This is a genomic window from Paenibacillus sp. VTT E-133291 (assembly GCF_002264395.1).
GTDB classification, from domain to species: domain Bacteria; phylum Bacillota; class Bacilli; order Paenibacillales; family Paenibacillaceae; genus Paenibacillus_AQ; species Paenibacillus_AQ nitricinens.
Genome location: NZ_NFVA01000035.1, coordinates 29,625 through 55,568 on the forward strand (window position 1 = coordinate 29,625; position 25,944 = coordinate 55,568).

Annotated in this window: 24 protein-coding genes; 4 read left to right on the forward strand and 20 right to left on the reverse strand. The window is 45.3% G+C overall.

The window, feature by feature from the left end:
- The first annotated feature begins 125 nt into the window (after nt 1–125).
- From CA598_RS15360 to proC, 4 genes are all read left to right on the forward strand, one after another.
- Nucleotides 126–1,037 (forward strand): LysR family transcriptional regulator, encoded by a 912-nt coding sequence (locus CA598_RS15360; RefSeq protein WP_076284590.1) that lies wholly within the window; start codon nt 126–128, stop codon nt 1,035–1,037.
- 612 nt (nt 1,038–1,649) lie between these two features.
- The gene (proB, locus tag CA598_RS15365; protein ID WP_094877079.1) at nt 1,650–2,753 is read left to right on the forward strand and encodes a glutamate 5-kinase; all 1,104 of its coding nucleotides are present in this window, start codon (nt 1,650–1,652) and stop codon (nt 2,751–2,753) included.
- A 36-nt stretch (nt 2,754–2,789) separates the two neighbouring features.
- Nucleotides 2,790–4,037 (forward strand): glutamate-5-semialdehyde dehydrogenase, encoded by a 1,248-nt coding sequence (locus CA598_RS15370; protein WP_094877080.1) that lies wholly within the window; start codon nt 2,790–2,792, stop codon nt 4,035–4,037.
- Between the two features lie 49 nt (nt 4,038–4,086).
- Nucleotides 4,087–4,956 carry a pyrroline-5-carboxylate reductase gene (gene proC, locus CA598_RS15375; protein WP_094872578.1) on the forward strand — a complete coding sequence of 290 codons (870 nt, stop codon included), beginning with the start codon at nt 4,087–4,089 and terminating at the stop codon, nt 4,954–4,956.
- A 79-nt stretch (nt 4,957–5,035) separates the two neighbouring features.
- On the opposite strand, the gene CA598_RS15380 is transcribed toward proC, so the two are convergent.
- The 20 genes from CA598_RS15380 to CA598_RS15475 all read right to left on the reverse strand — a co-directional run bounded on the left by CA598_RS15380 (nt 5,036) and on the right by CA598_RS15475 (nt 25,944).
- Complete coding sequence (locus CA598_RS15380; RefSeq protein WP_094877081.1) at nt 5,036–5,767, reverse strand: hypothetical protein; 732 nt, start codon at nt 5,765–5,767, stop codon at nt 5,036–5,038.
- Nucleotides 5,764–6,867: a hypothetical protein gene (locus tag CA598_RS15385; RefSeq protein WP_094877082.1), complete on the reverse strand. Its 1,104-nt coding sequence runs from the start codon at nt 6,865–6,867 to the stop codon at nt 5,764–5,766. The genes CA598_RS15380 and CA598_RS15385 overlap by 4 nt, the downstream gene beginning before the upstream one ends.
- Before the next feature lie 18 nt (nt 6,868–6,885).
- Nucleotides 6,886–7,374 (reverse strand): hypothetical protein, encoded by a 489-nt coding sequence (locus CA598_RS15390; protein ID WP_094877083.1) that lies wholly within the window; start codon nt 7,372–7,374, stop codon nt 6,886–6,888.
- A complete protein-coding gene (locus CA598_RS15395; protein WP_094872572.1) occupies nt 7,371–7,904 on the reverse strand; it encodes an RNA polymerase sigma factor in 534 nt (177 codons plus the stop codon). Before CA598_RS15395 ends, CA598_RS15390 begins: the two co-directional genes overlap by 4 nt.
- Nucleotides 7,905–8,052: 148 nt before the next feature.
- The gene (locus CA598_RS15400) at nt 8,053–8,802 is read right to left on the reverse strand and encodes a DnaD domain-containing protein (RefSeq protein WP_094877085.1); all 750 of its coding nucleotides are present in this window, start codon (nt 8,800–8,802) and stop codon (nt 8,053–8,055) included.
- A gap of 23 nt (nt 8,803–8,825) precedes the next feature.
- On the reverse strand, nt 8,826–10,124 hold the full coding sequence (asnS, locus tag CA598_RS15405; protein ID WP_094877086.1) for an asparagine--tRNA ligase: 1,299 nt from the start codon (nt 10,122–10,124) through the stop codon (nt 8,826–8,828).
- Nucleotides 10,125–10,145: 21 nt separating this feature from the next.
- The gene (locus CA598_RS15410; protein WP_094872567.1) at nt 10,146–11,354 is read right to left on the reverse strand and encodes an acetate/propionate family kinase; all 1,209 of its coding nucleotides are present in this window, start codon (nt 11,352–11,354) and stop codon (nt 10,146–10,148) included.
- Entirely contained in the window at nt 11,351–12,223 is an 873-nt protein-coding gene (locus CA598_RS15415; RefSeq protein ID WP_094872565.1) for a 3-hydroxyacyl-CoA dehydrogenase family protein, read from the reverse strand. Before CA598_RS15415 ends, CA598_RS15410 begins: the two co-directional genes overlap by 4 nt.
- Nucleotides 12,224–12,356: 133 nt before the next feature.
- Complete coding sequence (locus CA598_RS15420; protein WP_094872564.1) at nt 12,357–13,859, reverse strand: AAA family ATPase; 1,503 nt, start codon at nt 13,857–13,859, stop codon at nt 12,357–12,359.
- Nucleotides 13,852–14,394, reverse strand: coding sequence for a hypothetical protein (locus CA598_RS15425; RefSeq protein WP_094872562.1), 543 nt, complete (start codon nt 14,392–14,394; stop codon nt 13,852–13,854). The genes CA598_RS15420 and CA598_RS15425 overlap by 8 nt, the downstream gene beginning before the upstream one ends.
- Nucleotides 14,395–14,799: 405 nt before the next feature.
- Nucleotides 14,800–15,318, reverse strand: coding sequence for a cell wall elongation regulator TseB-like domain-containing protein (locus CA598_RS15430; RefSeq protein WP_094872560.1), 519 nt, complete (start codon nt 15,316–15,318; stop codon nt 14,800–14,802).
- Nucleotides 15,319–15,487: 169 nt separating this feature from the next.
- Nucleotides 15,488–16,789 (reverse strand): amidohydrolase, encoded by a 1,302-nt coding sequence (locus CA598_RS15435; RefSeq protein ID WP_094872559.1) that lies wholly within the window; start codon nt 16,787–16,789, stop codon nt 15,488–15,490.
- Nucleotides 16,776–17,429 carry a redox-sensing transcriptional repressor Rex gene (locus CA598_RS15440; RefSeq protein WP_094872557.1) on the reverse strand — a complete coding sequence of 218 codons (654 nt, stop codon included), beginning with the start codon at nt 17,427–17,429 and terminating at the stop codon, nt 16,776–16,778. The genes CA598_RS15435 and CA598_RS15440 overlap by 14 nt, the downstream gene beginning before the upstream one ends.
- Nucleotides 17,430–17,560: 131 nt before the next feature.
- Entirely contained in the window at nt 17,561–20,422 is a 2,862-nt protein-coding gene (gene dinG, locus CA598_RS15445; protein ID WP_094877087.1) for an ATP-dependent DNA helicase DinG, read from the reverse strand.
- A 136-nt stretch (nt 20,423–20,558) separates the two neighbouring features.
- Nucleotides 20,559–21,200, reverse strand: coding sequence for a tetratricopeptide repeat protein (locus tag CA598_RS15450; protein WP_042190119.1), 642 nt, complete (start codon nt 21,198–21,200; stop codon nt 20,559–20,561).
- A 111-nt stretch (nt 21,201–21,311) separates the two neighbouring features.
- A complete protein-coding gene (panD, locus tag CA598_RS15455) occupies nt 21,312–21,695 on the reverse strand; it encodes an aspartate 1-decarboxylase (protein WP_094872553.1) in 384 nt (127 codons plus the stop codon).
- Nucleotides 21,688–22,578 (reverse strand): pantoate--beta-alanine ligase, encoded by an 891-nt coding sequence (gene panC, locus CA598_RS15460; RefSeq protein ID WP_094877088.1) that lies wholly within the window; start codon nt 22,576–22,578, stop codon nt 21,688–21,690. Before panC ends, panD begins: the two co-directional genes overlap by 8 nt.
- Before the next feature lies 1 nt (nt 22,579).
- Nucleotides 22,580–23,446, reverse strand: coding sequence for a 3-methyl-2-oxobutanoate hydroxymethyltransferase (gene panB / locus CA598_RS15465; RefSeq protein ID WP_094872550.1), 867 nt, complete (start codon nt 23,444–23,446; stop codon nt 22,580–22,582).
- Between the two features lie 346 nt (nt 23,447–23,792).
- Nucleotides 23,793–24,593 carry a biotin--[acetyl-CoA-carboxylase] ligase gene (locus CA598_RS15470; RefSeq protein ID WP_094877089.1) on the reverse strand — a complete coding sequence of 267 codons (801 nt, stop codon included), beginning with the start codon at nt 24,591–24,593 and terminating at the stop codon, nt 23,793–23,795.
- The gene (locus CA598_RS15475) at nt 24,583–25,944 is read right to left on the reverse strand and encodes a CCA tRNA nucleotidyltransferase (protein WP_094877090.1); all 1,362 of its coding nucleotides are present in this window, start codon (nt 25,942–25,944) and stop codon (nt 24,583–24,585) included. Before CA598_RS15475 ends, CA598_RS15470 begins: the two co-directional genes overlap by 11 nt.

The window sequence follows — 25,944 nt, forward strand, 5'->3', positions numbered from 1 at the left end:
TAAACCACACCTTCCTATTTGCCGGTCAGTGCGTTCGTGCACGAACTTACATTCGAACCTATATAAAACTCCAGTTTCATAGGTTATACTTATAAGTAAAAACAATCTCCCAAAGGAGTTTATACATGGAACTGAGACAACTACAATATGTACTGCAGATCGCAGCCGAAAAAAACTTCTCCCGTGCAGCGGACAAGCTGCACATTGCCCAACCATCACTCAGTCAGCAGCTTTCCAAGCTGGAAAAAGAGCTCGGTGTAATGCTGTTCCAGCGAAACACCAGCTCTGTTGAACTGACTTATGCTGGATCTAAATTTGTAGAGCAAGCCCAAATCATCATTGATGGCGTAGAACTGCTGCGACAAGAAATGTCTGATATTTCTGAACTGCGTACCGGGCGCGTCGTTGTAGGCAGTATGCCGATCACTGGTGCACATTTACTACCGCATGTGCTTCCGGTTTTTAAACAAAATTACCCGGAAGTAGAAATCACACTGCTCGAAGACTCCTCCATGAACCTAGAAAAGCTCACTGCGAGTGGTCAGACTGATTTAAGTCTGCTCTCATTGCCGCTCGAAATCCCGGCTCTTGCTTACGAAGAACTGGGTGAGGAAAGGATCGATCTTGCAGTTCCACCCGAACACCCGCTAGCTAAACGTAGCTTAGATGGAACTAAGACCTCTTTGGAAGAACTAAAGGACGAGCCATTTATCGTACTTAAAGAAGGTCAAGGCTTCCGTAAAATGACTATGGATCTTTGCCGAAACGCTGGCTTCGAGCCAAAAATTGTTTTTGAGAGCAATAACATGGAAACAGTTCAGTCTCTGGTCGCCACTGGAATGGGTGTAACTCTTGTGCCTCATTTTATTGCCCGTGCACCGCGGAGTGAATTCGTTCCTGTCTACTTACCGCTCACTGATCCTGCCCCTAGCCGAACACTTGTCGTAGCCTATCGACGTGGACGTTATTTATCTAAAGCCGCTAAGGCTTTTGTTGAAACCTTTAAATCTACGGTATCTGAATTAACCGAAGAATAGACCCGTGGAAGGCTGTTCTGATCATCTGACACCCGAGCCGCACTTTCATTAACTGGCCTATTATTGTTCGGATTCCCAGTATGATATCCAAAAAATTCCCGAGTCACACTATTCTGGATCTCTGCTTTTTCGTTTAGGTCTTGATTCTGCATCTGCTCAGGATTGTTGTCTTTCGTCAATTAAATCCACCTCTTTGCAACAGATTATAAGTGTTCCGACCCCTTGCTTAGAGGTTAAACAGAATAATCAAAGCTTTCTAATGGGTGAAATAGTTCCTTTGTTTTTCCTTTGCAAAGCAACCATCTCCATGGTATTCTATTGAAAATAAGTGAAACGTGCAGACGGGACCAGTAAGAATGAGTCAAACCGCGCCTAGAGAGTGAATTCCGACAGGCTGAAAGAATTTACCGCGGTTTTCGTTCCGAATCCTACCCCCGAGCGGCCTGTGCTAAGCAGGACGGATCCTCCCGTTACGAGAATGAAGTCGGATGATCCCTCATCAATGAAGGTGGTACCGCGGAAGTTTACAAGCTTTCGTCCTTTGCTAAGTCTAAGGATGGGGGCTTTTTGTCGTTTTCAGCATCTATAAAAATACTGAGGAAGTGAACAGATATGACGGCACGAATCGTAGTCAAAATAGGCAGCAGCTCACTGACTGGAACGGAAGGCGGATTGAATCGCGAAGCCGTGTCCTTCTTTACTTCAGAGATTGCCGAATTGAAGAGAAACGGCTGCGAGGTGTTATTAGTAACCTCCGGTGCTGTAGCCGCAGGCTTTCGCAGTATCGGTTATCCTACACGTCCGAAGCTGCTGCATGAGAAGCAAGCAGCAGCAGCTGTAGGCCAAGTACTGCTCATGCAGGCGTATCAGGAAGCTTTTGCCGAGCATGGAATAACCACAGCACAAATCCTGCTAACCCGTACCGACTTTTGTAGTCGCAGAGCGATGAACAACGCTATGATGACGGTAGAAGAGCTGCTTCGTCAAGGAGCGGTGCCCGTATTTAACGAGAATGATACCGTCTCCGTAGATGAGTTGAAATTCGGCGATAACGATACGTTGTCCGCGCTTGTGGCTAACCTGCTAAAAGCGTCTAGATTGCTCGTCTTAACTGACATGGATGGCTTATATAGTGGAGATCCTCGGAAACATCCCGATGCTGTTCGCTATCAGTTCGTAGATGATATTACGCCGGAGATTTATGCGATTGCTGGTGGTGCTGGATCTAGCGTGGGAACAGGTGGCATGCGTTCAAAAATCGATGCTGCCAAGATCGCTACGCGAGGCGGTGTACCTGTCTTTGTTGGGAGAGCTACCGAACCGGGAGATTTGCAGCTCGCGGCCGCTGGAACTGGTAGAGGTACTTATTTTGCAACCAAGTTATCGTCACTCCCAGTCAAAAAGCAATGGCTTGGCTTCATGTCCACCCCACTGGGCTCTCTGTATATAGACGAAGGAGCTGTTGAAGCGCTGCTCCATGGCGGCCATAGTCTGCTGCCTGTCGGCGTCAAGCAGACCGAAGGTAACTTTCATGCAGGTGATGTCGTAGAGGTTCTAGGTCCAGACTCCAAATTACTTGGACGCGGGATTGTGAATTACGATGATGCTCAGCTGCGCAGTATTCAAGGTTTGCCAAGCGGTCAGATTGTACCGAAGCTGGGCGAAGTTCACCGGCTGGAGGTCATTCACCGTGACGAATGGATTACCCTGAGGTAAGAAATCTTGTCCATATAAATTTAAGGAGGAATCGTCATGAGTGAAGTTGTCAATAAAGCAAAATTAGCCAAAGAAACCACCGGAATATTAGCTAGTCTAACAACTGGCCAAAAAAATGAAGCACTCCTAATTATGGCTGATGCACTACGCCGTGAAGCTCCCGCCATTATCGAAGCCAACGTGGAGGATCTGGAACGAGGAAGACTTAACGGGACCCCTGAGTCCATGCTTGACCGTCTCGCGTTAGATGTAAGCCGAATTAACGGCATTGCTGAAGGTCTGCAACAAATCGCAGTATTACCTGATCCTATCGGTGATACACTAGAAAGCATAGAACGCCCTAACGGCCTTAGCATCCAGAAGCTTCGCGTTCCGCTTGGTGTGATCGGCATTATCTATGAAGCACGTCCAAATGTGACTGTAGATGCTGCTGGTCTATGTCTCAAGACAGGCAACGCCGTAGTGCTGCGCGGTGGCTCCTCTGCCCTATCCTCCAACCGTAAGATTGTCGAGGTTCTGCACAGCGCTCTTGCTGAGACCTCAATGCCACCTAATGCCCTTCAGCTGATTGAAGACCCTAATCGTTCTTCGGTAGATGAAATGCTAAAGCTGAACGGACTTTTGGATGTGATCATTCCACGCGGAGGCAGCTCACTTATTCAAAATGTAGTGCTTAACGCAACAGTACCCGTCATTGAAACGGGAGCAGGCATCTGCCATACCTATCTCGATGCAAGTGCCTTGCCAGAAATGGCAAAGAACATAAGCTTGAATGCCAAAGCACAGCGACCTTCAGTATGTAATTCTATGGAGACACTGCTCGTTCATCGGGATTACGCAAATGAGTATCTGCTTTCTTTGGCCGAAGCTTTCCGTGATGTTAATGTTGAATTGCGTGGCTGCCAGGAAACATTATCCTTTGTCCCATGGGCATTACCTGCAACCTTAGAAGACTATGCCACAGAATATAACGATTATATCTTGAATATCAAAATTGTGAGCAATTTGGACGAAGCCATGTTGCATGTTGCTAAGTATGGAACAAAACATTCGGAATGTATCGTAACAGAAGATCAAGGAAATGCTGCACGCTTCTTACAAGAAATTGATGCATCGGCTGTTTATCACAATGCCTCAACCCGTTTCACAGATGGCTTTGAATTTGGATTCGGTGCAGAGATCGGCATTAGTACACAGAAACTACATGCCCGTGGACCGATGGGTCTGCCTGCCCTTACTTCAACTAAGTATAAGATTTACGGAACAGGTCAAATTCGGGGTTAGTGTCCACGCTTCTGTTTTCAATCTCACAACTTTTAGGAGGATTTTAGCCATGTGTCAGCAACCTTCCATTCCACTTATGAATCATAATATTGTATTTTATGGCGCAGGCTCCATGGCAGAAGCCATCGTTCGCGGGATGATTAGCCGCAGTATCGTGAAATCCGATCATGTTATTATGCTTAATCGCAGCAGTAGTGAACGCCTGGCAGAATTAAGAAGCCGATACGGTGTAATGGGTACAAATGATCCTGAGCAAAAAATAGATTATCTAAAGAATTCACCAGTAATCGTGTTAGCTATGAAACCAAAAGACGCTGCAGAAGCGCTACGAGGAATAGGTCCTCTTCTTTCTCCTGATCAGATCATAGTCTCTGTAATCGCTGGATTGTCTATTCGAACGATGCAAGGACTGCTTGGCAAAGAGCAACCTATCGTCCGTACAATGCCGAATACTTCCAGTTCCATTGGTCTCGGTGCCACTGGCATAGCCTTCTCCAAAGAAGTTGATGAGAAAGGCCGACGCCTTGCACTCAACATCTTTGAAGCTGTTGGACTTACAACCGTCATTGATGAAGAACGCATGGAAACCTTGACAGGTATCTCCGGCAGTGGACCTGCCTATATTTATTACATGATGGAAGCAATGATCGCCGCAGGTATCCGTGGTGGATTGCCGCTTGAACAAAGCACACAGCTAACTGTCCAAACAGTGCTAGGCGCTGCCAGAATGGTACAACAAACGGGTGAGGAGCCAGCTGCACTTCGTAAGAAGGTCACATCCCCGAATGGCTCTACACAAGCAGCAATAGAAGTGCTGGAGCACGGAGAATTCTTTGAAACTGTCATTGCGGCAGTCAACCGATGTGCCGAACGTTCCCGCGAAATGGGCGCGGCGCTTGAAAAAGAGCTGCATTCGTAACCTAAAATTCCTTATCTTTCAAAAAAGATCGCTTCCCAGACCAACTTGGTCAGGAAGCGATCTTTTTTTGAAGTTAAGGCTATGATTTGCCCGATACGACATTTCCATAAGTATCTCGAACAATCACTTTAACATTAGCCGGAGCCCCAACAGTCACGTCAAGGTTGTTCCTAGAATTATCAAATAGCAAATCTCTAGGAGTTTCCCCTAAAATGATGTATAGCGTATTCCCGACATGCTTAGTCTGAAGCAGTTGTTGCTCTTGTGCTTCTTTTAGCTTCCCTTTATTTGTAGAATAACTTCCAAATACATTCAGCTCGTGCCCACCCGTTTGATCCACTTTAATCCCGTAAGGCTCGGCAGCTTGGACAATGATGGTACTAACGCCGTCTGGAACGGTTCCCTGCCAATCAGGTAATGTATAACTTTCCTCCACAGCTGAGACGGTACGGCGAAATTCCTGAGTTAATCCTAAGGAACTAAATCCCGCAAAAATCAGACAACATACAGATATAAACCCTACGAAAAGAATACTTAACACGTCATAATACATTTTTCCTTTTCCACGAAACCATAAAGTGTATATCACTATTTCCAAACCTAACAATATAAAAATGACCGGCCACCAAGCAAGCGTCGTCTCAAACACTTCCGCTCCCTTCCACTGCGAGACCATAATTAAAGCCCCCAGAAATAAAAGGCTCAGTCCCATCGATAATGTCCCTACACGCCAGCGTCTTGATTTATCTTCAGTGACTGGACGCTCGCTTGGAACAATGACTCCCTGCTGTAATTCAGTCGGATTATTCAAGAATGACCACCTGTCCCTTTTCTCCCTTTATTGTTCTTACTTCCCGCCATCAGCTTCAAACCACCGCCAATTAATAGCACAGATACGATAATGGTTCTGAAATATTCATTGACTATATACTCCAAATGCCATTCAGGAAATCTGATATCAAGCGCAGGAACTGCGACATTCACTACAATGTAATACAATCCTAGACACAATAATGCAGCTCCAAGCCACCCTTGATGATTTAAGAATCCTTCGATAACTGGCTTATCCTGCAAGGGCTCCCGACCATGTCGGCTGACAAGCTGTAAGCCATCGAACAAACTGTAGAACCAAATGACTGGGATCAGGAAGAAGAGCAATGTTAATCGCAGTAGATCCATGACATAAATACTTCCCAGGAATAGCAGCATGAGCTGTAAACCTCTTTTTTGCAGCCCTAGATACATTTGTCCAGCACCTGGAAAAGCAGAAAGCAGCGTTGCCAAAACTTTGCTGCGGCGCCCCTCCTCACGACCCGCCTCCATCTCTTCGAATAAAGTCCGATCTACCATCTCTTCTCCAGCTTGCTTGCGATGGATTAACTGAACCGCATCAAACATGCAATACAACCAGATAACGGGTAATACGCCAAACAAGAGAAGAAAAGCGTCACTAGACGTAATTCCAGCCAGGAATAACATCACGGTCATAAAACCGAAGAAAGAAATGAGGAAGGATAACCCTCGCTGCATCAGCCCCATATGAAAATGACCTAATCCTGGAATGAACGATAATAAGATTACATGGACACGCTCATTATCCGCAGTTTTAACGGGCACCGAAATAAAATCAACCCTCGATCCATCTGGAGCCATCGCCGGAGCAGGCATCTGCAGCATTTTTACCACCAGATGCACCATAGAAACTGTCCCAATAAGTAGGAACCCCATCACACCCATTATTAAAATATCCTCAGCGCCTTCAGCCACAGCTATCAAGAATGACATAAATAAGATGCCAAAGCTTAACAGAAGATAAACAATGCCTTGTGGACGTTTTCCGATATAATAATGACCTGCTCCAGGAATCAAATTAAGAAAAAAGGCCTTTAAATTACTACGCTGCTGTTGCATGTTTCATTTCTCCTCTCATCACTTTCTGTTGCCCATTAGCTGATCCAACCATCCGCTAGTTGCCTGTATGACTTGCTCGCTAAATGACGGTAAATTATCTTTTTTAGGGATCATAAGCTCCATTTGACCTGTGTGCAGCTTATCAAACATGCCAGAGGACATGATCAACAGCGTAAGTGACGCGGCAACAGCATAATGAAAGATTGTTTTTTCATACCAGCGATATCGCCGTCCACCTTCTTCAACCGCCACTTGTTCCAATAATGCTGAAGATTCCGCCATTGGTTTAACCCATGCTCCCATAATTCTCTCTGTAAAAGCAGACGAATTCTCCAATGAAGGCAGTTCCTCTTGTAGCTCATCCAACATTTCCATATATGAAGTAAGACTTTCTTCATCTTCCAGCAGTAACTGTTCCCAATCTTCTCTCACCGCCTCTTCCATATGACCTTCAATATAAGCTTTTGCTTGTTCCCGTTGGATTGGATCGTCTCCATGCTTCATCATAGCCATTCGTCCTCCTTCCAATGATTTCGAATCCATTGTCTTGCCCTATATAATCTGGACTCTACCGTCTTCAGGCTAATTCCCTGCTCTGCAGCAATCTGATCATATTTTTTATGTTCCAGATAATAAGCCACCATAATTTCACGATGAGTTTCAGGCAGGCTATTGATTTCACCCAGCAGCCGATCCATCCGATCACGGCGTATAACACCTGACAACACATCCTCCTCGTTGGAAGCGGTCTGGCTCAGTACAAGCTCATAGTCAACGGGTAGTTCTCTGAGTCGATCTCGTTTACGCTTAGCATCTATTGCCTTATTTAAGGCGATCCGTGTAATCCATGACTTCAAGCCTTGATAACGGTAGTCAGGGAGAGATTTGTACATCTGTAAAAAAGCTTCCTGAGCAGCATCTTCAGCCATCCTGACATCGCGTAATACAGAATAAGTAACTTTGTATATTTGCTGACTGTATGTATTCACAAATTGGCGGAAGGCCTCTTCGTCTCCTTGGCAAATTCGCTTGATCAATAACTCATCTTCAATGACTCTCCCCTCCTTCCCACAGCAATAGACGCTCTCAATTATAACTACCCCTGCACTTTTTTTATAAAATATTAAAAAGAACCGTACTGACTTTAGCGATGGGCTAAAGCAATACGGTTCTCTCCAAAATGATCTATCTTCCGCCATTGCGGAACTTTTGTGTATAGTCCTTAACATCCTGAGCGTTCTTGACCCGGTTACGGGCCCATTCCAGCAATATTCGATCAATATAACGGAAATGAACCTTTCCTGCAAATACAGATTCCTTCAGTGCTAACAGAATCAGCTCCTCGGGATACCGGTCTTGATCCACCCAACTAGATATCGTCTCACACTCCATCGGAGATAACGGACGACCGAATTCCTTTTCGAAAATACTGAACAGATTCCGGCTTTCCTCTTCAGCTCCAAGTTGAGAAGGAGATGAGGGAGGCGTTCCGAATCCGCCCCCTGAAGCAGCCCGCGGTGCCGACGTTGCATAGCCACCTGCGTGCTTATCTTGCTCATGTTCTTGAACAACTGTCGCTAGATAAGCACCAAGCTTTCCGTATAACCCTGAGAAATTGTAGCGTTCATAATGGATGTCTCTTAGCTCATCGTTGTCTCCATCGATGCTAATAAAACCTTCCTTCATAAGCTTCTGCAATTCTCCTGCTAGAACAGAAATGCTACGGCCTGTTACAACCTGAAGCTCCTCAAGAGAAGGGAAATCAACCCCTTCCACCTGCCTGAAAGAAAGCAGATGTATCAGCAGCATCGCTTCACTTCCGCTTAAATTGAGCTTCCGGTAATACTTCAGTAATGCGTAAGGTATGACGGCCATTCCGTTCTCCAGACCGAAGGAGACGCCTTCGCCCCAGGTACTCCATCCTTTGCCGTCCATGAACGTCCCCCTTTAAATATAAATTATGGGTAGAGACGGTACAGTGTACGCGGGAATGGAATAGTCTCACGTACATGGTCAAGACCACAGATCCATGCTACAGTACGCTCAAGTCCAAGTCCAAAACCAGAGTGAGGTACTGATCCGTAAGTACGCAGATCCATGTACCATTTGTAAGAGTCCATTGACAAGTTATGCTCTTTATAACGCTCTTCAAGCAGTGCAGGATCATCGATCCGCTGAGAACCACCAATAATCTCACCGTAGCCTTCTGGAGCGATCATATCAGCACACAGCACGACTTCCGGACGATTTGGATCTGGCTTCATGTAGAACGCTTTGAAAGAAGCAGGGTAATGAGTGATAAATACAGGTTTATCGTATGCTTCTGCGATTGCTGTTTCGTGAGGTGCACCGAAATCATCGCCCCAAGAGATATCTTCAAAGCCTTTATCGTTCAAGAACTTAATTGCATCGTCATAAGTAATACGTGGGAATGGGGCTTTAATATTCTCCAGTTTGGAAATATCGCGACCTACCGTTTCCAACTCTGCACGGCAATTCTTCAATACGGATTGCACTACGAAGCTAATGAACTCTTCCTGTACTTTCAAGCTTTCTTCGTGATCTGTAAAAGCCATTTCTGGCTCGATCATCCAGAACTCGATTAAGTGGCGGCGAGTCTTTGATTTCTCCGCACGGAAAGTGGGTCCAAAGGAATAGACACGGCCCAGGGCCATTGCCGCAGCTTCCATATACAACTGTCCGCTTTGTGTTAGATAGGCATCCTCATCGAAGTACTTCGTGTGGAACAAGTTAGTAGTTCCTTCTGCTGACGTTGGCGTCAGAATCGGAGGATCAACCTTTGTAAATCCACTCTCGTTGAAGAACTGTTGAATTGCACGAATAATTTCCGCGCGAATTACCAGAACAGCCCGTTGCTTCGAGGCACGTAGCCAGAGGTGACGGTGATCCATCAAGAAATCTACGCCATGCTCTTTCGGAGTAATTGGATAATTCTCTGTAAGATGCAGGACTTCAATTCCAGTTACAGTCATTTCAAAACCTGATTGACTGCGAGGTTCCTCGCGAATAATTCCGGTCACATACAAAGAACTTTCTTGTGTGAGGCTCTTAGCTGCATCCCATACCTCTTCAGGTACTTCAGATTTCACTACAACTCCCTGAATATAACCTGTACCATCACGAAGCTGCAGGAACTGAATTTTACCACTGGAGCGCTTGTTGTTTACCCAACAACCGATAACAACACTCTCTCCAACATGTTCATTCACGTTCTTAATTACACTCTTGTTAGCCATGCCTTCAATCTCTCCTCTAATTTAGCCGTTAATTCCTTGCACAATACGGTGTGTATCACGTGCAATGACAAGTTCTTCGTTTGTCGGAACTACTAGCACTTGTACCTTAGAATCTACCGTAGAGATACGACGTGGATCGCCGGAACGAACTTTGTTAGCTTCAGCATCCAACTCAATACCCAAGAAAGTAAGGTTATTTAGCAGTTTCTCACGAAGCAATGAAGCATTTTCACCAACACCGGCAGTAAATATGATCGCATCTACACCGTTCATCGCAGCCGTATATGAACCGATATACTTGCGCAAGCGGTACTCATACATTTCAAAAGCTAGCGTGGAATTAGGCTCACCTTTTTCCATACCATCAATAATATCACGCATGTCACTGCTTACGCCCGAAATGGCTAAGAGACCACTATGTTTATTCAACATGGAGTTCACTTCACCTACGGACAATTCTTCCTTGTTCATCACGTAAGGGACAATTGCTGGGTCAAGATCACCACTACGAGTACCCATCATCAAACCTTCCAGAGGGGTCATACCCATGGAAGTATCCACGGACACTCCACCTTGAACTGCAGTTACACTACCGCCGTTACCAATATGACAAGTAATGATCTTCAGATCTTCCAGCGGACGCTCCAAGTACTCCGCAGCAGCCTTGCTTACGAAGTCGTGTGATGTACCGTGTGCGCCATAACGACGAACTTTATATTTATTGTACAGTACTCTAGGAATAGCGTACATATAAGCTTTTTCAGGCATAGTTTGGTGGAATGCAGTATCGAATACAACAACCTGCGGTACACCCGGCATATTTACTTCAGAAGCCGTAATCCCCATCATTGCTGCCGGGTTATGCAGTGGTGCAAGGTCAAACAATTGACGAATTTTCGTTTTTGCGTCAGCATCCACAAGAGCGGAGGCCTTGAAGAACTCACCACCATGTACTACACGGTGACCTACAGCATCAATTTCTTTAATGGATTCAATAACACCATGCTCTTTGTCTGTAAGACAGGCAATGACTTTACGGATTGCAGTATTATGTTCCAGAATTTCGCTTACTTCTGTCACTTCCGCTTTGCCAGTCGGTTTATGATTCAGAATGGAGGAATCCATTCCAATACGTTCAACCAGACCTTTAGCCAAAACCGATTCATCAGTCATGTTATACAGCTGATATTTCAATGAAGAACTACCTGAGTTAATAACTAGAATATTCATACACGGTCACCATCCTTGTCGTACTTGAAGAAGCCTTCTCCTGATTTCATACCCAGTTGTCCTGCACGTACCATCTTTTTAAGAATAGTAGAAGGACGGTATTTCAGTTCTCCGTATTCACGGAACATATTTTCGAGTGCAGCAAGTACCGAATCCAGGCCGAATCTGTCAGCCATTTCAAGCGGTCCATATTGGAATTGATAACCAATACGCATAGCATCGTCAATATCCTGTGCAGAGGCAACGCCTTCTTGCAGCACATGCATAGCTTCATTGATGAACAAGCAAATGAGGCGTGATGTTACAAATCCTGGGGATTCATAAATCATTACACCTTTTTTCTCAACAATCTCATCAACAAAGGCTTTTGTATCTTCAAAAGTAGCATCTGAGGTTTTCAGACCGCGTACAATTTCAACAAGATCTACTTTAGCTACAGGATATATGAAATGCATACCGATAACGCGTTCCGGATACATTGTAGAACTTGCAAGTTCAGTCAAGCTAAGTGTTGACGTATTGCTGGCAAGAATAATGTGGTTTGGACATACTTGATCCAGTTGATTCAAAATCTTTTTCTTTTCTTCCAAATCCTCAACGATTGTTTCGATAACCATGTCACAAGAGCTAAGCTCCGCGAAATGTGTCACTTTTTGAATGCGGCTAAGAATCAACTTCTTCTCAGCTTGAGTGATCGCCCATTTCTCCAGTTGCTTATCTAGACTTGTCTCGATCATTTCGTAAGAGTAGTCCAGTTTCTCTGCGGTTTTCTCCACCAGCAATACATCCAGGCCTTTGGCTGCTAACATTTCAGCAATACCTTGTCCCATTGTGCCACCGCCGATGACACCTATTTTTTTGAAATTCATAAAAAAGTCTCCATCCTTTCAGGTATCTATACTTTTGTATTGTACCTTGTCTGTCGCAAAAATTTATAAAGCCCGACATATAATGATATCTTAGCATGCCTGAAAAGTAAAAAAAAATAACCAGCATAAATATTTATGCTGGTAAAAGGACGCTGTCACGAAATTGACATCGAAATTGCTCTCCAGAGAGTACTTCTTCCTTCATTAAAATGTCAAGAGAGTAATCAAATACATTTCGTTGCTTTTCAAGGTGCTCATGAGTACGAACCATCAGTTCATCCAATATCTTACTATTTTCCTTCATAAGCTCTTCAGTGGTAACCATTTCCAGCTTGGCGATACCCAGCGAAGTTAAACCTGACTTCATCATCGTTTCCACAATATTCAGCGCCTGATCAAAGTCACCCCGCGAACCTGTGCTTCGTCCGCCATAATACATCTCTTCAGCCGCCGCTCCACCAAGTGCAATCATAATCTGATCTTCCAAATAATCTTTGGTGTACAAATACTGCTCTTGCTGAGGATTATGCCGCACATAACCAAGGGCTTGCCCACGTGGAGTCAATGTAACCTGACTGACGCTTCCGGGACGCAGGAGCTCTGCCATAATGGCATGTCCCAATTCATGAATGGCGACCCGCTTTTTCTCTTCGTGATTGGTTTCTCGATCCGTTTTTTCACCCATCATTACCTTGTCAATTGCCATCGACAGATGCCGCTGCTCAACTTTCGTCAAGTCCTCACGCATCATATAAATCGCAGCCTCATTCATGACACTTTCAAGCTGAGCACCGGAAAAGCCATAGGCTTCTTCTGCGATTTTATCGAGACTCACTTCTTCATGAAGAGGTTTATTCTTAGCATGCAATTCCAGAATCGATTTGCGGCCCTTCTTGTCAGGCATGTCCACTTGAATATGACGATCAAACCGTCCAGGACGTAGCAATGCCGAATCCAGCATCTCTTTGCGGTTCGTTGCAGCTACCAACAGAATACGCGGTGTCTCATTATTATAAATACCATCCATTTCAGTCAGCAGCTGATTTAAGGTCTGATCATATTCACGCTGCTGCCCACCTTCACGCTTACCGCCAATTACATCAATTTCGTCTATGAAAATAATAGCGCTTTGCTTGTTCTCTTTAGCGGCACGGGTACGTGCATCCTTAAACAAATCACGAATACGGCCAGCACCGACACCCACATACATTTCCACAAATTCACTGCCTGATGCAGCTACGAATACTGAGTTTGTATAATGGGCTGCCGCTCTAGCCATAAGGGTCTTACCTGTTCCTGGAGGGCCTGTAAGCAGAATCCCTTTCAAAGGACGAATCCCAAATTTACTGATTTCCTCATGCCGGATCAAGAAATCGAGTGCTTCACGGAGCTCCTGCTTTGCATTGTCTTGCCCACCAATTTCTTCAAAAGTGAGTTTTGAAGGTCCTTCCTTCTTGCGTTTCTTTCCAGCACCGGCGTTCACCGTAAGCCCGCCACGTAAATGAGCAATGATAAGTAGTGCAGTAAGCATCCCAGCTGCTATAACTATAGGGAATATATTAATACCTAAAAAAGCCATGAAAATAAACAGTACAGGAATAAATCCGATTAAAATTTCTTTAAGGTATTTAGGCATTATTCCATACCCCCAAGGTCGCAGGTTTGCGTGGTAAAATTATAAATTTGCTTTCTTTCCCGTTACTCAAGCTTACATACACGTTTGTGTCGTCGATTTCAGTTGTTGCTATCACATCTTTATAGTCGGTATTCTGCTCTTTCAATCTATCAAGTTCAGCAGGTATAAGAGTATATTTACGGCTCTCCATCGCTTCAGCTACAGAGAACAACGCTTTATCCCAGTAATTATCCAATAATTCACTGGAGTTTTGCTCCACATCCAGTTTAAGTTTACGTCCCTCAATCACTGATTTTCCTTCTTTGGAAACATACGATACCAGATCACGTAAATTCGTGCCCGGCTGTAATTCAAGTTTCAAAGTGACCTCATCACGGTTAATACTAATATGTGAAGTATTCACTCCTTCATAGCCTGATACTATCTTTTGGAGTGGTTCCTGTAAAGCAAACTGACGATATAAAAAGAATCCTCCGAATAATAGCGTAGCGGACAGTAGAGACGTTATCAGTACAGGTACAAGACGTAATTTCAAGAAACGTCCTCCTCTCAAAGATGACAAAACGATAAACAGGATGATCCAAAATCACAGCCGTTAATGCTCATCAGAGCCTAACGTTCTACTACTACTCTTCTAATTACAAACAGTAGTATATCACAGGTGTATATACGAAAATGATAAAAAGTGTGAATATATTTAAAATTTTATTTTTTAAATATTTCCATTTCATTAAAAATATTGATTTATTTCGACAAAAACAGGCCTTTATCTCTAATTAACAGGCCTATTTTCGTATGCGGTTTTGACGACAATATATAAAAACTACTCTTATAGTATATCACATTACGTATACTTTTAGTGTATCAATCTAATATGTTATATAAAAACAAGCGAACCATAAATAGTCCGCTTGTTTCTCCTAAAGTAATTTTGTTTAACTTAGCGGCTAGGTAAACTGTATCCTTCACCCATTCGAGCCCCATCTGAGAACCGATAAAATTGATAATAATACCGACCGCTTTGTTTATAAAAAAGCTGCCAAGCATACTCTCCGTTATACACCCCCGGTAACAACCGTTCAATGCTAATATCCGGGAGATCGGCTTTTATAAGACTACGCATTTTTTCTTCAGAGGTCCCTTTACTTAGTTCCTCGGCGAATACTGCGTCGGCGCCTTCGGCAAACTTCCCATCTACAGTAAAGCGTACCCAAACCATCAACTCGGTCCCGGATTCATTCTTCCCTGTTAAGACCCAGTAGACTGCATTTTCATCCCACACGGATTTCTGTGCTTTAGTTACCTCTGTTAGACCCGCGCTGGTTTTGGCGACATCCTTAGCGATATCTCGCTCGTTCCATTGATCTTTCATAATATAAGCATAGAACTGGATGAGTCCGAACAGAAGGAGCAGAATCAGAACTGACCCCAGGAGGATCCATTTTTTCCTTTTCTTCAAGGTACAGCTCCCTTTCTAGTAATATATCTTTTTTGATTATATAACACACCCGTGTGTTTATCCAAAGTTTCATATCTCTTTCAATGATCTAATGATCAGAAACACAAAAGGCTGTAACTTTGCAATTGCAGAAAGTCACAGCCTTTCAGTTATTTGTTATGATCTTAGACTATCGTTTAAGCAGTCCATCAAAGGCTTCTTGCGCCTTACGACGGATGGCTTCCTCATCTAGCGTTACACATTGTCCATGTTTAACAACCTGTTTACCATTCACCCATACATGCTCAACATCCTTGGCACTGGCAGAATAAACAGCGTGAGACAACAGATCTGTGTGTGGGAGCAAATGCGGCTGGTCTATATCAATAGCAATAAAGTCAGCTTTCATACCTACAGCGAGTCTACCCACATCATTTAAAAAGATAGACTTCGCGCCATACTCCGTAGCCATACGTAGAGCTTCCGGAGCCGGAACAGCCGTAGGATCACCACTTACACCTTTATGGATGAGTGCTGCAAGACGCATTTCTTCAAACATATCCAAATTATTATTACTTGCCGCTCCATCTGTACCCAGTGACACCTTCACTCCGGCCTTTAGAAGATCCGTAACTCGAGCAACTCCACTAGCCAGCTTAAGATTGCTTCCAGGGTTATGGGATACACCTACATCATGACGAGCCAGTATCTCGATCTCTTCATCATTCAAATGAACACCATGAGCGATTATAGACGGACGTGTGAACATTCCAAGCTTCTCTAAATGCGCTACTGGCCGCAGTCCGTAATCCACCACATTCTGCTCCACTTCGCGTTTCGTTTCGGACATATGGGTATGCATCGGTAAATTCAAATCATGAGCCGCCTGCACAAACTTAACAAAGAAGTCTGGTGGGCATGTATATGGGGCATGTGGCGAGATCATTGTCGTAATTCTACCTTCAGCCTTACCATGCCAGTTACGCGCAAAAGAAACCGCTTCCGCAAGCTTCTGATTTTGTACTTCTTCTGGACATAGACCGATTACGCCTCTCATTAGTACGGAACGAATACCTGATAATTCGACGACCTCCGCTACTCGGTCCATATGATCATACATATCCAGGAAGGTTGTAGTGCCACCTTTCAGCATTTCAAGTACAGACAAGGAGGTTCCCCAGTATACATCTTCTCCGGTGAACTTCTCTTCCATCGGCCACATCTTCTCCTGAAGCCACACCTGAAGCGCTAAGTCATCTCCATAACCACGAAGCAATGACATTGCGGCATGGCCATGCGTGTTTACCAGACCTGGCATAAACAACAGACGACTGCCATCAACAACTTGCACATCGTCTTCTATTAAAGGCTCTTCTTTTCCTATGTAAGTGATCAAATCATCTTCAATAGTCATATATCCACTAAGAACCGGCTCATCCGTTCCCGGAGTAAGAAAACGCCCGCCCTTGATAATCGTTTTATTGCTCTTCATTTCTGCTTTCTTCCTTTCCATCCTTCAAATAATAAGCAAGGCTTTGCAAATCTGTTGTAAAATCAGCAGCATGAACCCGGATATTCGATGGTGTTTTTAGAATCACTGGTGCAAAATTTAAAATCGCCTCAATGCCAGACTCAATGAGAATATCCGCTACATTCTGCGCTTCTGAATCAGGTACTGTAATTATCCCAATTCGAATACCTTGCTCACGAACCGTCTGACCAAGCTCCTCCATCGGTTGAACGGTAAGTGAGTTGATTTTCCGCCCTACCTTAGGCGCATAGGAATCAAATATAGCGGTAATCTTCATAGTATCTTTCAAATAAGCATTATAATTAGATAATGCATGTCCAAGGTTACCGGCACCCACTAAAGCCACATTCAGTTGTTGATCCAGCTTCAGAATATGACGGATTTTCTCAATAAGATAAGTTACGTCATACCCGATACCTTTTCTGCCGAAATCTCCAAAATAAGCTAAATCTTTGCGAATTTGAGCGGGATTCAAATCAAGTTTCTGTCCTAGCTCTTGAGAGGAAACGGTTAATATTTCACGTTTCTGTAGATCATTTAGGAAACGTAAGTACACAGGAAGTCTGCGAACAACGGCTTCTGATATTTTTTCCGATTTCATAATTTACCTCCTAATGTAAGTAATATTCTTTACTAACCTTATACTAATTCGTGTACCTCGTCTCAATGAAGAGCGGTATTCTTATACCGCCCTTCATTGTAGAGTGATTAATATGATCGATGACGTTCTTTTTAAGAAACGCCTCCGTCTTCCAACCACTCCGCTATACGAGGAACCATTTGATCCGTAAGCATATGCTCCATTTTTGGGCCAGGCAACGAATAGAGGAAATATTTCCCATAGTGAGATTCGATCACCCTGGTGTCATACACAATAACAATACCCCGATCTTGCGCTGTCCGCACCAGCCTTCCAAATCCTTGCTTAAAGCGAATAACCGCCTGAGGAACAGACAACTTCATGAACGGATTCTTTTTCTGGGCTTGTAATAACTCAGACTTCGCTTCCGCTAGGGGATGGTTTGGCGGTTGAAACGGGAGCCTCACGATGGCCAAGCATGTTAATGCTTCACCCGGAATATCAACACCCTCCCAAAAACTGCTTGTTCCTAACAGTACAGAGGCTGCACTGTCCTGAAAACGGCGGATCAGCTTGCTACGGCTGCCCCCCTCCACGCCTTGACCCAGCACCGTGATCTCTTGTGAGGCTAGAGCCTCTTTCAAAGGATCATAAACCTGGCGTAGCATCTTGTAAGATGTAAACAGGACAAGCATCCGCCCGCGTGTTGTAGTCGCTGCTTCTGCTAGTGATTGTACGAGTGTATCAACAAATCGGGCATCGCCCACACTGCCCTTCACACTAGGGAAATCCCGTGGAATAACTAACAGCGCCTGCTCCCGATACTTAAAAGGAGAAGGCAGGAGTGATGTCATCAGACCCCCCTCTTCCGCAGCTTCATTAAGTCCGAGATTATCAATCATAAACTGGAACGATTTATCAACAGAGAGTGTCGCCGAAGTTAGCACGATACTTTTCTTCTTGTCGAAAAACAGCTCCTTAAGCTGAGTACTGACATCAACAGGAACGGCATACAGCTGTAGCGATTTACTGCGATAATTTCCATTCGCCTCCAGCCAATATACTACATTCTCATCGTTTAATCCCATAAAAAACCGTACTTGCTCACGTATTGAAGCTAAATCCTTAAATAAGCCGCTAATATCGGTAACTAGACTATCTGAGGAAGATTGACCTTCTTGATCTCGCATTTCATTAAGCATTTTATCACCTTTACGGATAATTTCGCTTAATGTCAGATTCATAGTATTCTCTAAAGCAACCAATTCATCCCAATCTTTCGGTTTACGGGTAGGAAGTAGCCGCATGACTAACTGGCCAGCTTCTCCCGCTGCTGCATCGCTGCGTTCCGGCAAGAGGCTGAATAGTTTATCACTAAGCAGATCCCAGGTTTCTTTTATGGTAAGCAGGTCCGGATAGATTCTATCGATCACTCCGCTCCATTCAGAAGCTTCCTCACTGCCTGATGACTGAAGCATTTGGCGAAGCGTAGGAAGTTGGCCATTTCGACTATCCTTATAAAGACGCGATAGTGTATGTGCCACCGTGAAATGCTTCATATGCATGCCTAAATGCTTGCCAGCCACGTCCTCCAGATGATGGGCCTCATCAATTACAAGATGTTCATAAGCCGGAAGTAGCTGGTGCCCAGCCTTAACATCTGCGAAAAGCTTAGAGTGGTTCGTAATGACTACGTCTGCAATACCAGCTTCATGCTTTGCCCGATGGTAATAACACTTACGGAACCAAGGACAGGAGCGCCCCAGACAAGAATCGGTATCGCTAGCCACCGTCTCCCAGAAATCTCCTCCACGACCGCTTAAGTTGAGCTCTTCGTCATCTCCTGATTCGCTTTGCGTCAGCCAAACGATCATCTGAGCCGCAGTAAGCGCATCTTCCCTCGGACTGACAAAGTCTTTTTTATTAATTTTATGTTCGAACTTACGAAGACACAAATAATGCCCTCTGCCCTTAAAAATTGCAGCTTTAAATGGAAATGGAACTACCTGTGTTAATAAAGGAATATCCCGCTCACGCAATTGATCCTGCAGATTAATAGTATGAGTGCTGACCATAACTTTTTCATTCGTGCGAACGCTTTGGTATATGGCAGGCAACAAATAACCAAGTGATTTGCCGGTTCCTGTCCCTGCTTCGATCAATAGATGTTTGTCTTCGGCAAGTGCCGTCATCACCTCATTGATCATAATATCCTGAGCTTCTCGGCTTTCATACTGCGGCAAAGTTTCTTTAAGTCGTTTCGTTACTTCATCCATATAATCTGTAAAAGATAAATTCTGTAGCGGATTCTCAGCATGCTCGTCTCGAGGTGGAGCTAATTCGTTCCAGTCTCCTACAGCAAGCGCTAATTGACGATAAAAAGTCAGATCACCTTCGGGCTGAAGCGTCTCCGCTTCCCGTTCACGCAGCAGACCATCGAAATACCAACCAAGATCACTATCCTCTTCCGTAAACAGCTCACAGAGTCTCTGGATCGTCAGCAGAGGCAAATCGTAGAGCTCCTCCAGACATTTCAGCAATACAAGAGCAGTTGCGAGTGCATCACTGTCTGCCTGATGCGGACGCTCATGCGTCACACCAAAATGTGCACTAACTGATCCTAGTTGATAGGATGTGAGGGAAGGAAAGCAGATTTTCAGAAAATCAATCGTATCTAAAATCCGTCCTTGAAATGGTAAATACCCACATCGGTCTAAAGCATTTTGCAAAAAATGGAAGTCGAATGCGACATTATGCCCTACAAGCACAACATCATCCAAGAGTGGAACAAGCTCCATCATCATCTCATCCAGCTCAGGTGCATCCTTTACATCATCGTCGGTAATCCCCGTTAGACCAGTTATAAAAGGAGGTATCGGCGTTCCGGGCTTGACGTAGGAACCATATACCCGGGAGATGGACCGGTCTTCTTCTATAATTGCAAGGCCAACCTGGATGATTTCACCCACGGATTGGGTTCCCGTTGTTTCAAAATCAAGCACGGCAAATTTCATTATAATTCTATTCCCTTTCAATTGAGACTCTTAATCAGCATAACAGAAGTTGCGAAAAAAGGCGATGCACACCACTGGTTCAGGGGATGCATCGCTTGAATGAAAATGCGGAATAATAAACCGTAAACGTAATAATTTACAATAATGAAACAAGCTGATTTCCGAAATGAAGCTTACCTCCTCGGCGGCGGCAAACCTCCAAATTCACAGTCGGTTCAGGAAGAGCCGGGTCAAGTTGCAAAGAAAGGCCAAACAGCTCCTGTGCTTCATTGAAACGTTCCTGTGAGGCCCGGATACAGCCTAAAGCATTATACACCATGGCTTTGAGCTTGGTTTCCCTTATCAAACCGAGCATATGGTTCAGATGACTCCAAGCAGCCTCCCCTTCCCCTTCTTGAAGGTAAGAGATGGCTAAATATAATCGAGCAGCCAGGCTATCCGGATATTGCACAATAACTTCCTTAAACTGCTCAATACATTTTCCATACATCAAGAGCTTATAATACCCCTGACCTCTGACAAAAGTATCCATGCACAGCTCGGGTGCTTCCTGCTCTGGCACTTCCTCTTCGACCACAGTCGTAAAATCTACACTTTCACGAAAGTGGCTTAGCTTCTCTGCAAAGGCCAGCCATTCATCCATGACTTTATCGCTAAGTCGATGCAGCATATTATAATTGCATAAAAGCTCATTCCGGCGGGCACCCTCCGCTGTAGGGTAATCTGTAACGATCTCCTGAAGCACCTTGTTCATTTCAGCAAACAAATGTTGAAACATGGGCTATCCCCCCTTACTGAAGATGAAATCAGTTCAGCTTGCCTGACTTCATTTTCTGCGAGATCGGGGTCTTTCATCCCTGCCATTCATTACATGGCGTAAGTCCATCCTTTAAGCGATTGTAGCATGCAGTTCGTGATCGGCCAGCTTCACGGGTTTGTTGTTCTCATCCACGAATACCACTGTTGGCTTATGCGACTCCAATTCTTCTGAGGACAGCATCGCATACGAAATGATAATTACTGTATCTCCCGGCTGAACCAGACGAGCAGCTGCACCATTCAGACAGATCACACCACTGCCGCGAGGCCCAGGAATAACATAAGTTTCTAACCGGGAACCATTATTGTTATCGACGATCTGTACTTTTTCATTCTCAAGAATATCTGCCGCTTCCATTAAGTTCTCATCAATGGTAATACTTCCTACATAATTCAAATTCGCTTCTGTCACCGTCGCGCGGTGAATTTTGGACTTCATCATATGTCTAAACAAGAGCGGCAACCTCCTTTGGAATAAATACATTATTGTCAATTAAGCGCGTTCTGCCAAACTTCACGGCAAGCGCTATAATCATTTCCCCATCTACATCCGTTAATACAACTTCGTTCCGCAAGCCTTCCAGATTAGGAAAGGTCAGGATTTCCGCATAATCAATAACCGCCAAAGGTGAGCTAGAAATAACGGATGTCAACAAATCCCGAACTTCAGCTATAGTTCTTACCTTTCCTTCTTCGATGGCCTCACGCGTTTCACGCAGGGAACGAGATAACACCAGAGCCTGGCTACGTTCCTCCGGAGATAGGAATACGTTACGTGAGCTAAGCGCAAGTCCATCTCCTTCACGAACGATAGGGCAAGGAACAATTTCAACATTCATATTTAGATCAGACACCATTCGGCGGAGCACTGCTACTTGCTGAGCATCCTTTAGTCCGAAGAAGGCATAATCAGGCTGCACAATATTGAATAGTTTATTAACGACTGTCGTTACCCCATTAAAATGTCCTGGACGTGATGCCCCACAGAGTCGAGTGGTAAGCTCAGATACCGAGACTGTAGTCCGGGTAGGCTGCGGATACATTTCTTCCACACTGGGGATAAATACAATATCGACACCTTCGCGTTCCGCAAGCTCCAAATCACGCTCTTCATCGCGCGGATAGGAATCATAATCCTCATTCGGTCCGAACTGCAGCGGGTTCACAAATATGCTCATAACGACCGTGTTGCTCATTTCGCCTGCCCGCCGAAGCAGACTGGCATGTCCTTCATGCAGGTATCCCATCGTTGGAACAAACCCAATTGGAGTGTGCCCACCTTGTCTCATATATTCCAAAGCTTCGCGCAGTTGCTTAATGCTTCTGACGACTCTCATCTTATTCCCCATCCTTTCCGGCACCGCCGTATAAAGATTCCAGAACGGTTTCATCTGCTTTAAAAACATGACCTTCATCTGGGTACGAGCGATCCTTCACTTCTTTCACATATTGACTGATACCCTCACGAATCAGACTACCCACATCCGCGTAAGTTTTGACAAAACGTTTCTCACGGTAGGGTGAGGCATAACGCAACAAATCATGGAAAACCAATACCTGTCCATCACAATAACGACCTGCACCAATCCCAATGGTCGGTATGCTCAGTGCCTCAGAAATCGCTTGTGCTACTTCTTCAGTCACTAGTTCCAGTACCACTGCAAAAGCACCGGCGGCTTCAAGCGCTTTAGCCTCATCCATCAGACGTTTTGCATCTTTGGCATCCTTACCTTGAATACGGTAGCCACCAATCATATTGACCGATTGTGGTGTAAGCCCAATATGTCCGAGCACAGGAACGCCTGCAGCTACAACCGCAGTGACTGTCTCACAAATTTCGAGACCACCTTCCATTTTGACGGCATGAGCCCGCCCTTCCTGCATTAGTCTGCGCACACCACGCAGAGTTTCATCTATACTTCCGTGATAGGTCATAAATGGCATATCTGCCACAATGAACGTATTCTGTGCACCCCGGGTTACTGAACGAGTGTGATAAACCATATCGTCAATTGTAACAGGTAAAGTTGTATCATATCCAAGTACCACGTTTCCTAAGGAGTCACCCACCAGGATAAGGTCGATACCGGCTTCTTCAGCAAGTAATGCCGACGGGTAATCATAAGCGGTCAACATACTTAACCGCACCCCATCTGCTTTCATTTTTTTCATTTTCACAATATTAAGTGCTTGTTTGTTTGCCATTTCTCTCTTCGTCCTCCTTTTTGAAATTACATCCCCGTAAAAATCGCAACAAAAAAACCCTTTAGCAATAATTTGCTAAAAAGGTCCGAAGGGCAAAAAAGAGTCACTCGCGATCGTCCCTTCTGTCTCGGTCCTTACGGCTCAGAGCAGAATCCAACGTAACCGTCTAACGCAGTTATGAAGGTGATTCCAATAATAAAACCATTATAAGTTCATCAAATCAAGAGTACAGTTCGCAAAACGATACCGCCTCTGCCCCATAGTATAACAAAAAGGACACGGAAATACACGAAAAAAATATGACAGGGGATGACACCCTGCCATATTGAAAAGACTCACAAAGGATTTATAAAAGCTCGATTTCACCAGAGCACACGCTAGAAATCTCTCCAGAACTATTTTTAAGTAGTAGTCCACCTAATTCATCCAGACCTACTACAACTCCTTCAGAGCGTCCCTGAGGGCTATTCAGAGCGATTTGGCGCCCCAAAGTAACTGACATCGACTCCCACAGCTCTTTGATAGGTTTAAACCCTTGATTCATGTATAGAATGTAATGCCTCTCCAGCTCATCCATTACAGCTCTTACCAGCTCGGAACGGTCAACAGGGACACCGCCCCGCTGAATTCGCAGGGAGGTCGCTACTTCTTTCAGATGATCAGGATAATCGTCTTCAGTCATGTTCGCAGAAATTCCAATCCCGGCGATGCAATAATGAAGCTCTCCTTCTCTTAGAGAAGACTCAAGCAAAATCCCGCATATCTTACGATCGCCCGCAAGCAGATCATTCGGCCATTTAATCCCGGCATCTACTCCGGTTACCTGGCGAATGGCCTTACAAACAGCAACTCCAGCAAGCAGTGTTAACTGAGGGGTCTGTAACAGGGGTAAATTCGGCCGCAGTACTATACTCATCCAAATCCCTTTGCCACGCGGTGAGTACCATTTCCTACCTATTCTGCCTCTACCTCCGGTTTGTTCTTCAGCGATTACGGTTGTTCCCTCTGGCGCACCGCTTTCTGCCAATCGTTTGGCTTCCTCCTGAGTAGATGCGACAGACTCCAGGAGCTGAACGCTGTCTATCCAATTCGAATCAGAAGCTTCCTGCTTCAATTCAGTTAGAGACAATGCCTTATCATAGCTCATGTCCATCCATCCTTTTTGCTTCAAGCAACAATTCTCGTTTATTGTTTAACAGATCACCCGCAGCAGTCGCTTGCAGCAGAGCACTAAGCATATTACCCAGCCAAGGCCCCGGACGTTTCTCAATCGCTTCCGCCAACTCATTCCCTGTAACAGCAAGCTCTGAGAGGCTCTGCAGCGGCATTTGTGCGATCCACTCTCTTGCAGCTTGTAAATAGATCAGACCATTTACAAGATCTGGCGCCGCTGGAGTAGTGACAGCGCGCGAGTCTTTCGAGCCCGCTGGCAAGCTCGCAGCGGGAAGGGCTGCTGCTGGCAAGATCGCCAGCAGCGAGAGCCAACCTTCGGCGGCTTCTACGCCGAAGGTCAGCACGGCGGCGATCCAGCGCCGCCGCAGTAGATCCGTGCCGCCCACTTCCCCCGGCGGCACGGCCTCAAGGGCAGCGGTCCAAGCTTCGCGGACCCGCAGCACCCGGACGACGCTTACGCGCGTCGTCCCAGAGAACGTCCATGCCCGCAGCAGCTCGTCGGCCTCCTGGGCCGACTGCTTCAGGGCATGGAGGAGAAGCGCCCACCGCAGGTGGGCGCTCTCCAGTTCCCCTATCCCGGCCGTTAAGGCGGCAGCTGCCGCCATATCGGTTCCGGTCCAGGGGAACGGGGCTTTGCCGCGCGCTAGCAGCTCGCAGCGCGCTAGCATAGCAAGGCCGCGCCGAGGATGCGGCCCCTCTATGATGCGGTCCAGCTCCGCGCGGACACGCTCCACAGCAATATGCGCCAGCTTATCTCGCTGGCGCAGTAGCCCCCTCCACGTGTTCTTAGCGATGGAGAAATCTAACACCGATGCGAAACGAATGCAGCGAAGCATACGAAGCGCATCCTCATCGAACCGTTCCTCTGCATCACCCACACAGCGGATCACATGGAGAGCTAGATCCTTCTCGCCTCCGAAGGGATCAATCAAATCTCCACCCAGCCCACAGCATATCGCGTTAATCGTAAAATCACGACGACGAAGATCTTCCTTCACATCGCTAACAAATTCAACATGGTCCGGACGACGGTGATCGACATAGCCGCTTTCAGTTCGGTATGTCGTCACCTCAAATCCATGCCCATCCTGAAGCACGGTGACCGTCCCATGCGCTAGCCCTGTTGGAATACTGCGTGCGAAGATGGCAATTACTTCCTCCGGCACTGCTGAAGTTGTAATATCCATATCATGCACTGGCCTACCCAATAGCTCATCGCGAATGCAGCCTCCGACCCAAAATGCCTCATGGCCGTTTTGAGTTAGCTCAGAAACTACATTTTCCGCCGCAACAGCCATAGCAGATGGCGCCATTTTCCATTTCAT

Coding starts and splice junctions, on each gene's coding strand:
- panC (WP_094877088.1), bottom strand. CDS start 22,578: ATGAGAGTCGTCAGAAGCATTAAGCAACTGCGCGAAGCTTTGGAATAT.
- CA598_RS15420 (WP_094872564.1), bottom strand. CDS start 13,859: ATGCCTAAATACCTTAAAGAAATTTTAATCGGATTTATTCCTGTACTG.
- CA598_RS15450 (WP_042190119.1), bottom strand. CDS start 21,200: ATGTTTCAACATTTGTTTGCTGAAATGAACAAGGTGCTTCAGGAGATC.
- CA598_RS15440 (WP_094872557.1), bottom strand. CDS start 17,429: ATGAAATCGGAAAAAATATCAGAAGCCGTTGTTCGCAGACTTCCTGTG.
- CA598_RS15370 (WP_094877080.1), top strand. CDS start 2,790: ATGAGTGAAGTTGTCAATAAAGCAAAATTAGCCAAAGAAACCACCGGA.
- CA598_RS15410 (WP_094872567.1), bottom strand. CDS start 11,354: ATGAATATTCTAGTTATTAACTCAGGTAGTTCTTCATTGAAATATCAG.
- CA598_RS15475 (WP_094877090.1), bottom strand. CDS start 25,944: ATGAAATGGAAAATGGCGCCATCTGCTATGGCTGTTGCGGCGGAAAAT.
- asnS (WP_094877086.1), bottom strand. CDS start 10,124: ATGGCTAACAAGAGTGTAATTAAGAACGTGAATGAACATGTTGGAGAG.
- panB (WP_094872550.1), bottom strand. CDS start 23,446: ATGGCAAACAAACAAGCACTTAATATTGTGAAAATGAAAAAAATGAAA.
- CA598_RS15385 (WP_094877082.1), bottom strand. CDS start 6,867: ATGCAACAGCAGCGTAGTAATTTAAAGGCCTTTTTTCTTAATTTGATT.
- proB (WP_094877079.1), top strand. CDS start 1,650: ATGACGGCACGAATCGTAGTCAAAATAGGCAGCAGCTCACTGACTGGA.
- CA598_RS15390 (WP_094877083.1), bottom strand. CDS start 7,374: ATGATGAAGCATGGAGACGATCCAATCCAACGGGAACAAGCAAAAGCT.
- proC (WP_094872578.1), top strand. CDS start 4,087: ATGTGTCAGCAACCTTCCATTCCACTTATGAATCATAATATTGTATTT.
- CA598_RS15400 (WP_094877085.1), bottom strand. CDS start 8,802: ATGGACGGCAAAGGATGGAGTACCTGGGGCGAAGGCGTCTCCTTCGGT.
- dinG (WP_094877087.1), bottom strand. CDS start 20,422: ATGAAATTTGCCGTGCTTGATTTTGAAACAACGGGAACCCAATCCGTG.
- CA598_RS15470 (WP_094877089.1), bottom strand. CDS start 24,593: ATGAGCTATGATAAGGCATTGTCTCTAACTGAATTGAAGCAGGAAGCT.
- CA598_RS15435 (WP_094872559.1), bottom strand. CDS start 16,789: ATGAAGAGCAATAAAACGATTATCAAGGGCGGGCGTTTTCTTACTCCG.
- CA598_RS15360 (WP_076284590.1), top strand. CDS start 126: ATGGAACTGAGACAACTACAATATGTACTGCAGATCGCAGCCGAAAAA.
- CA598_RS15415 (WP_094872565.1), bottom strand. CDS start 12,223: ATGAATTTCAAAAAAATAGGTGTCATCGGCGGTGGCACAATGGGACAA.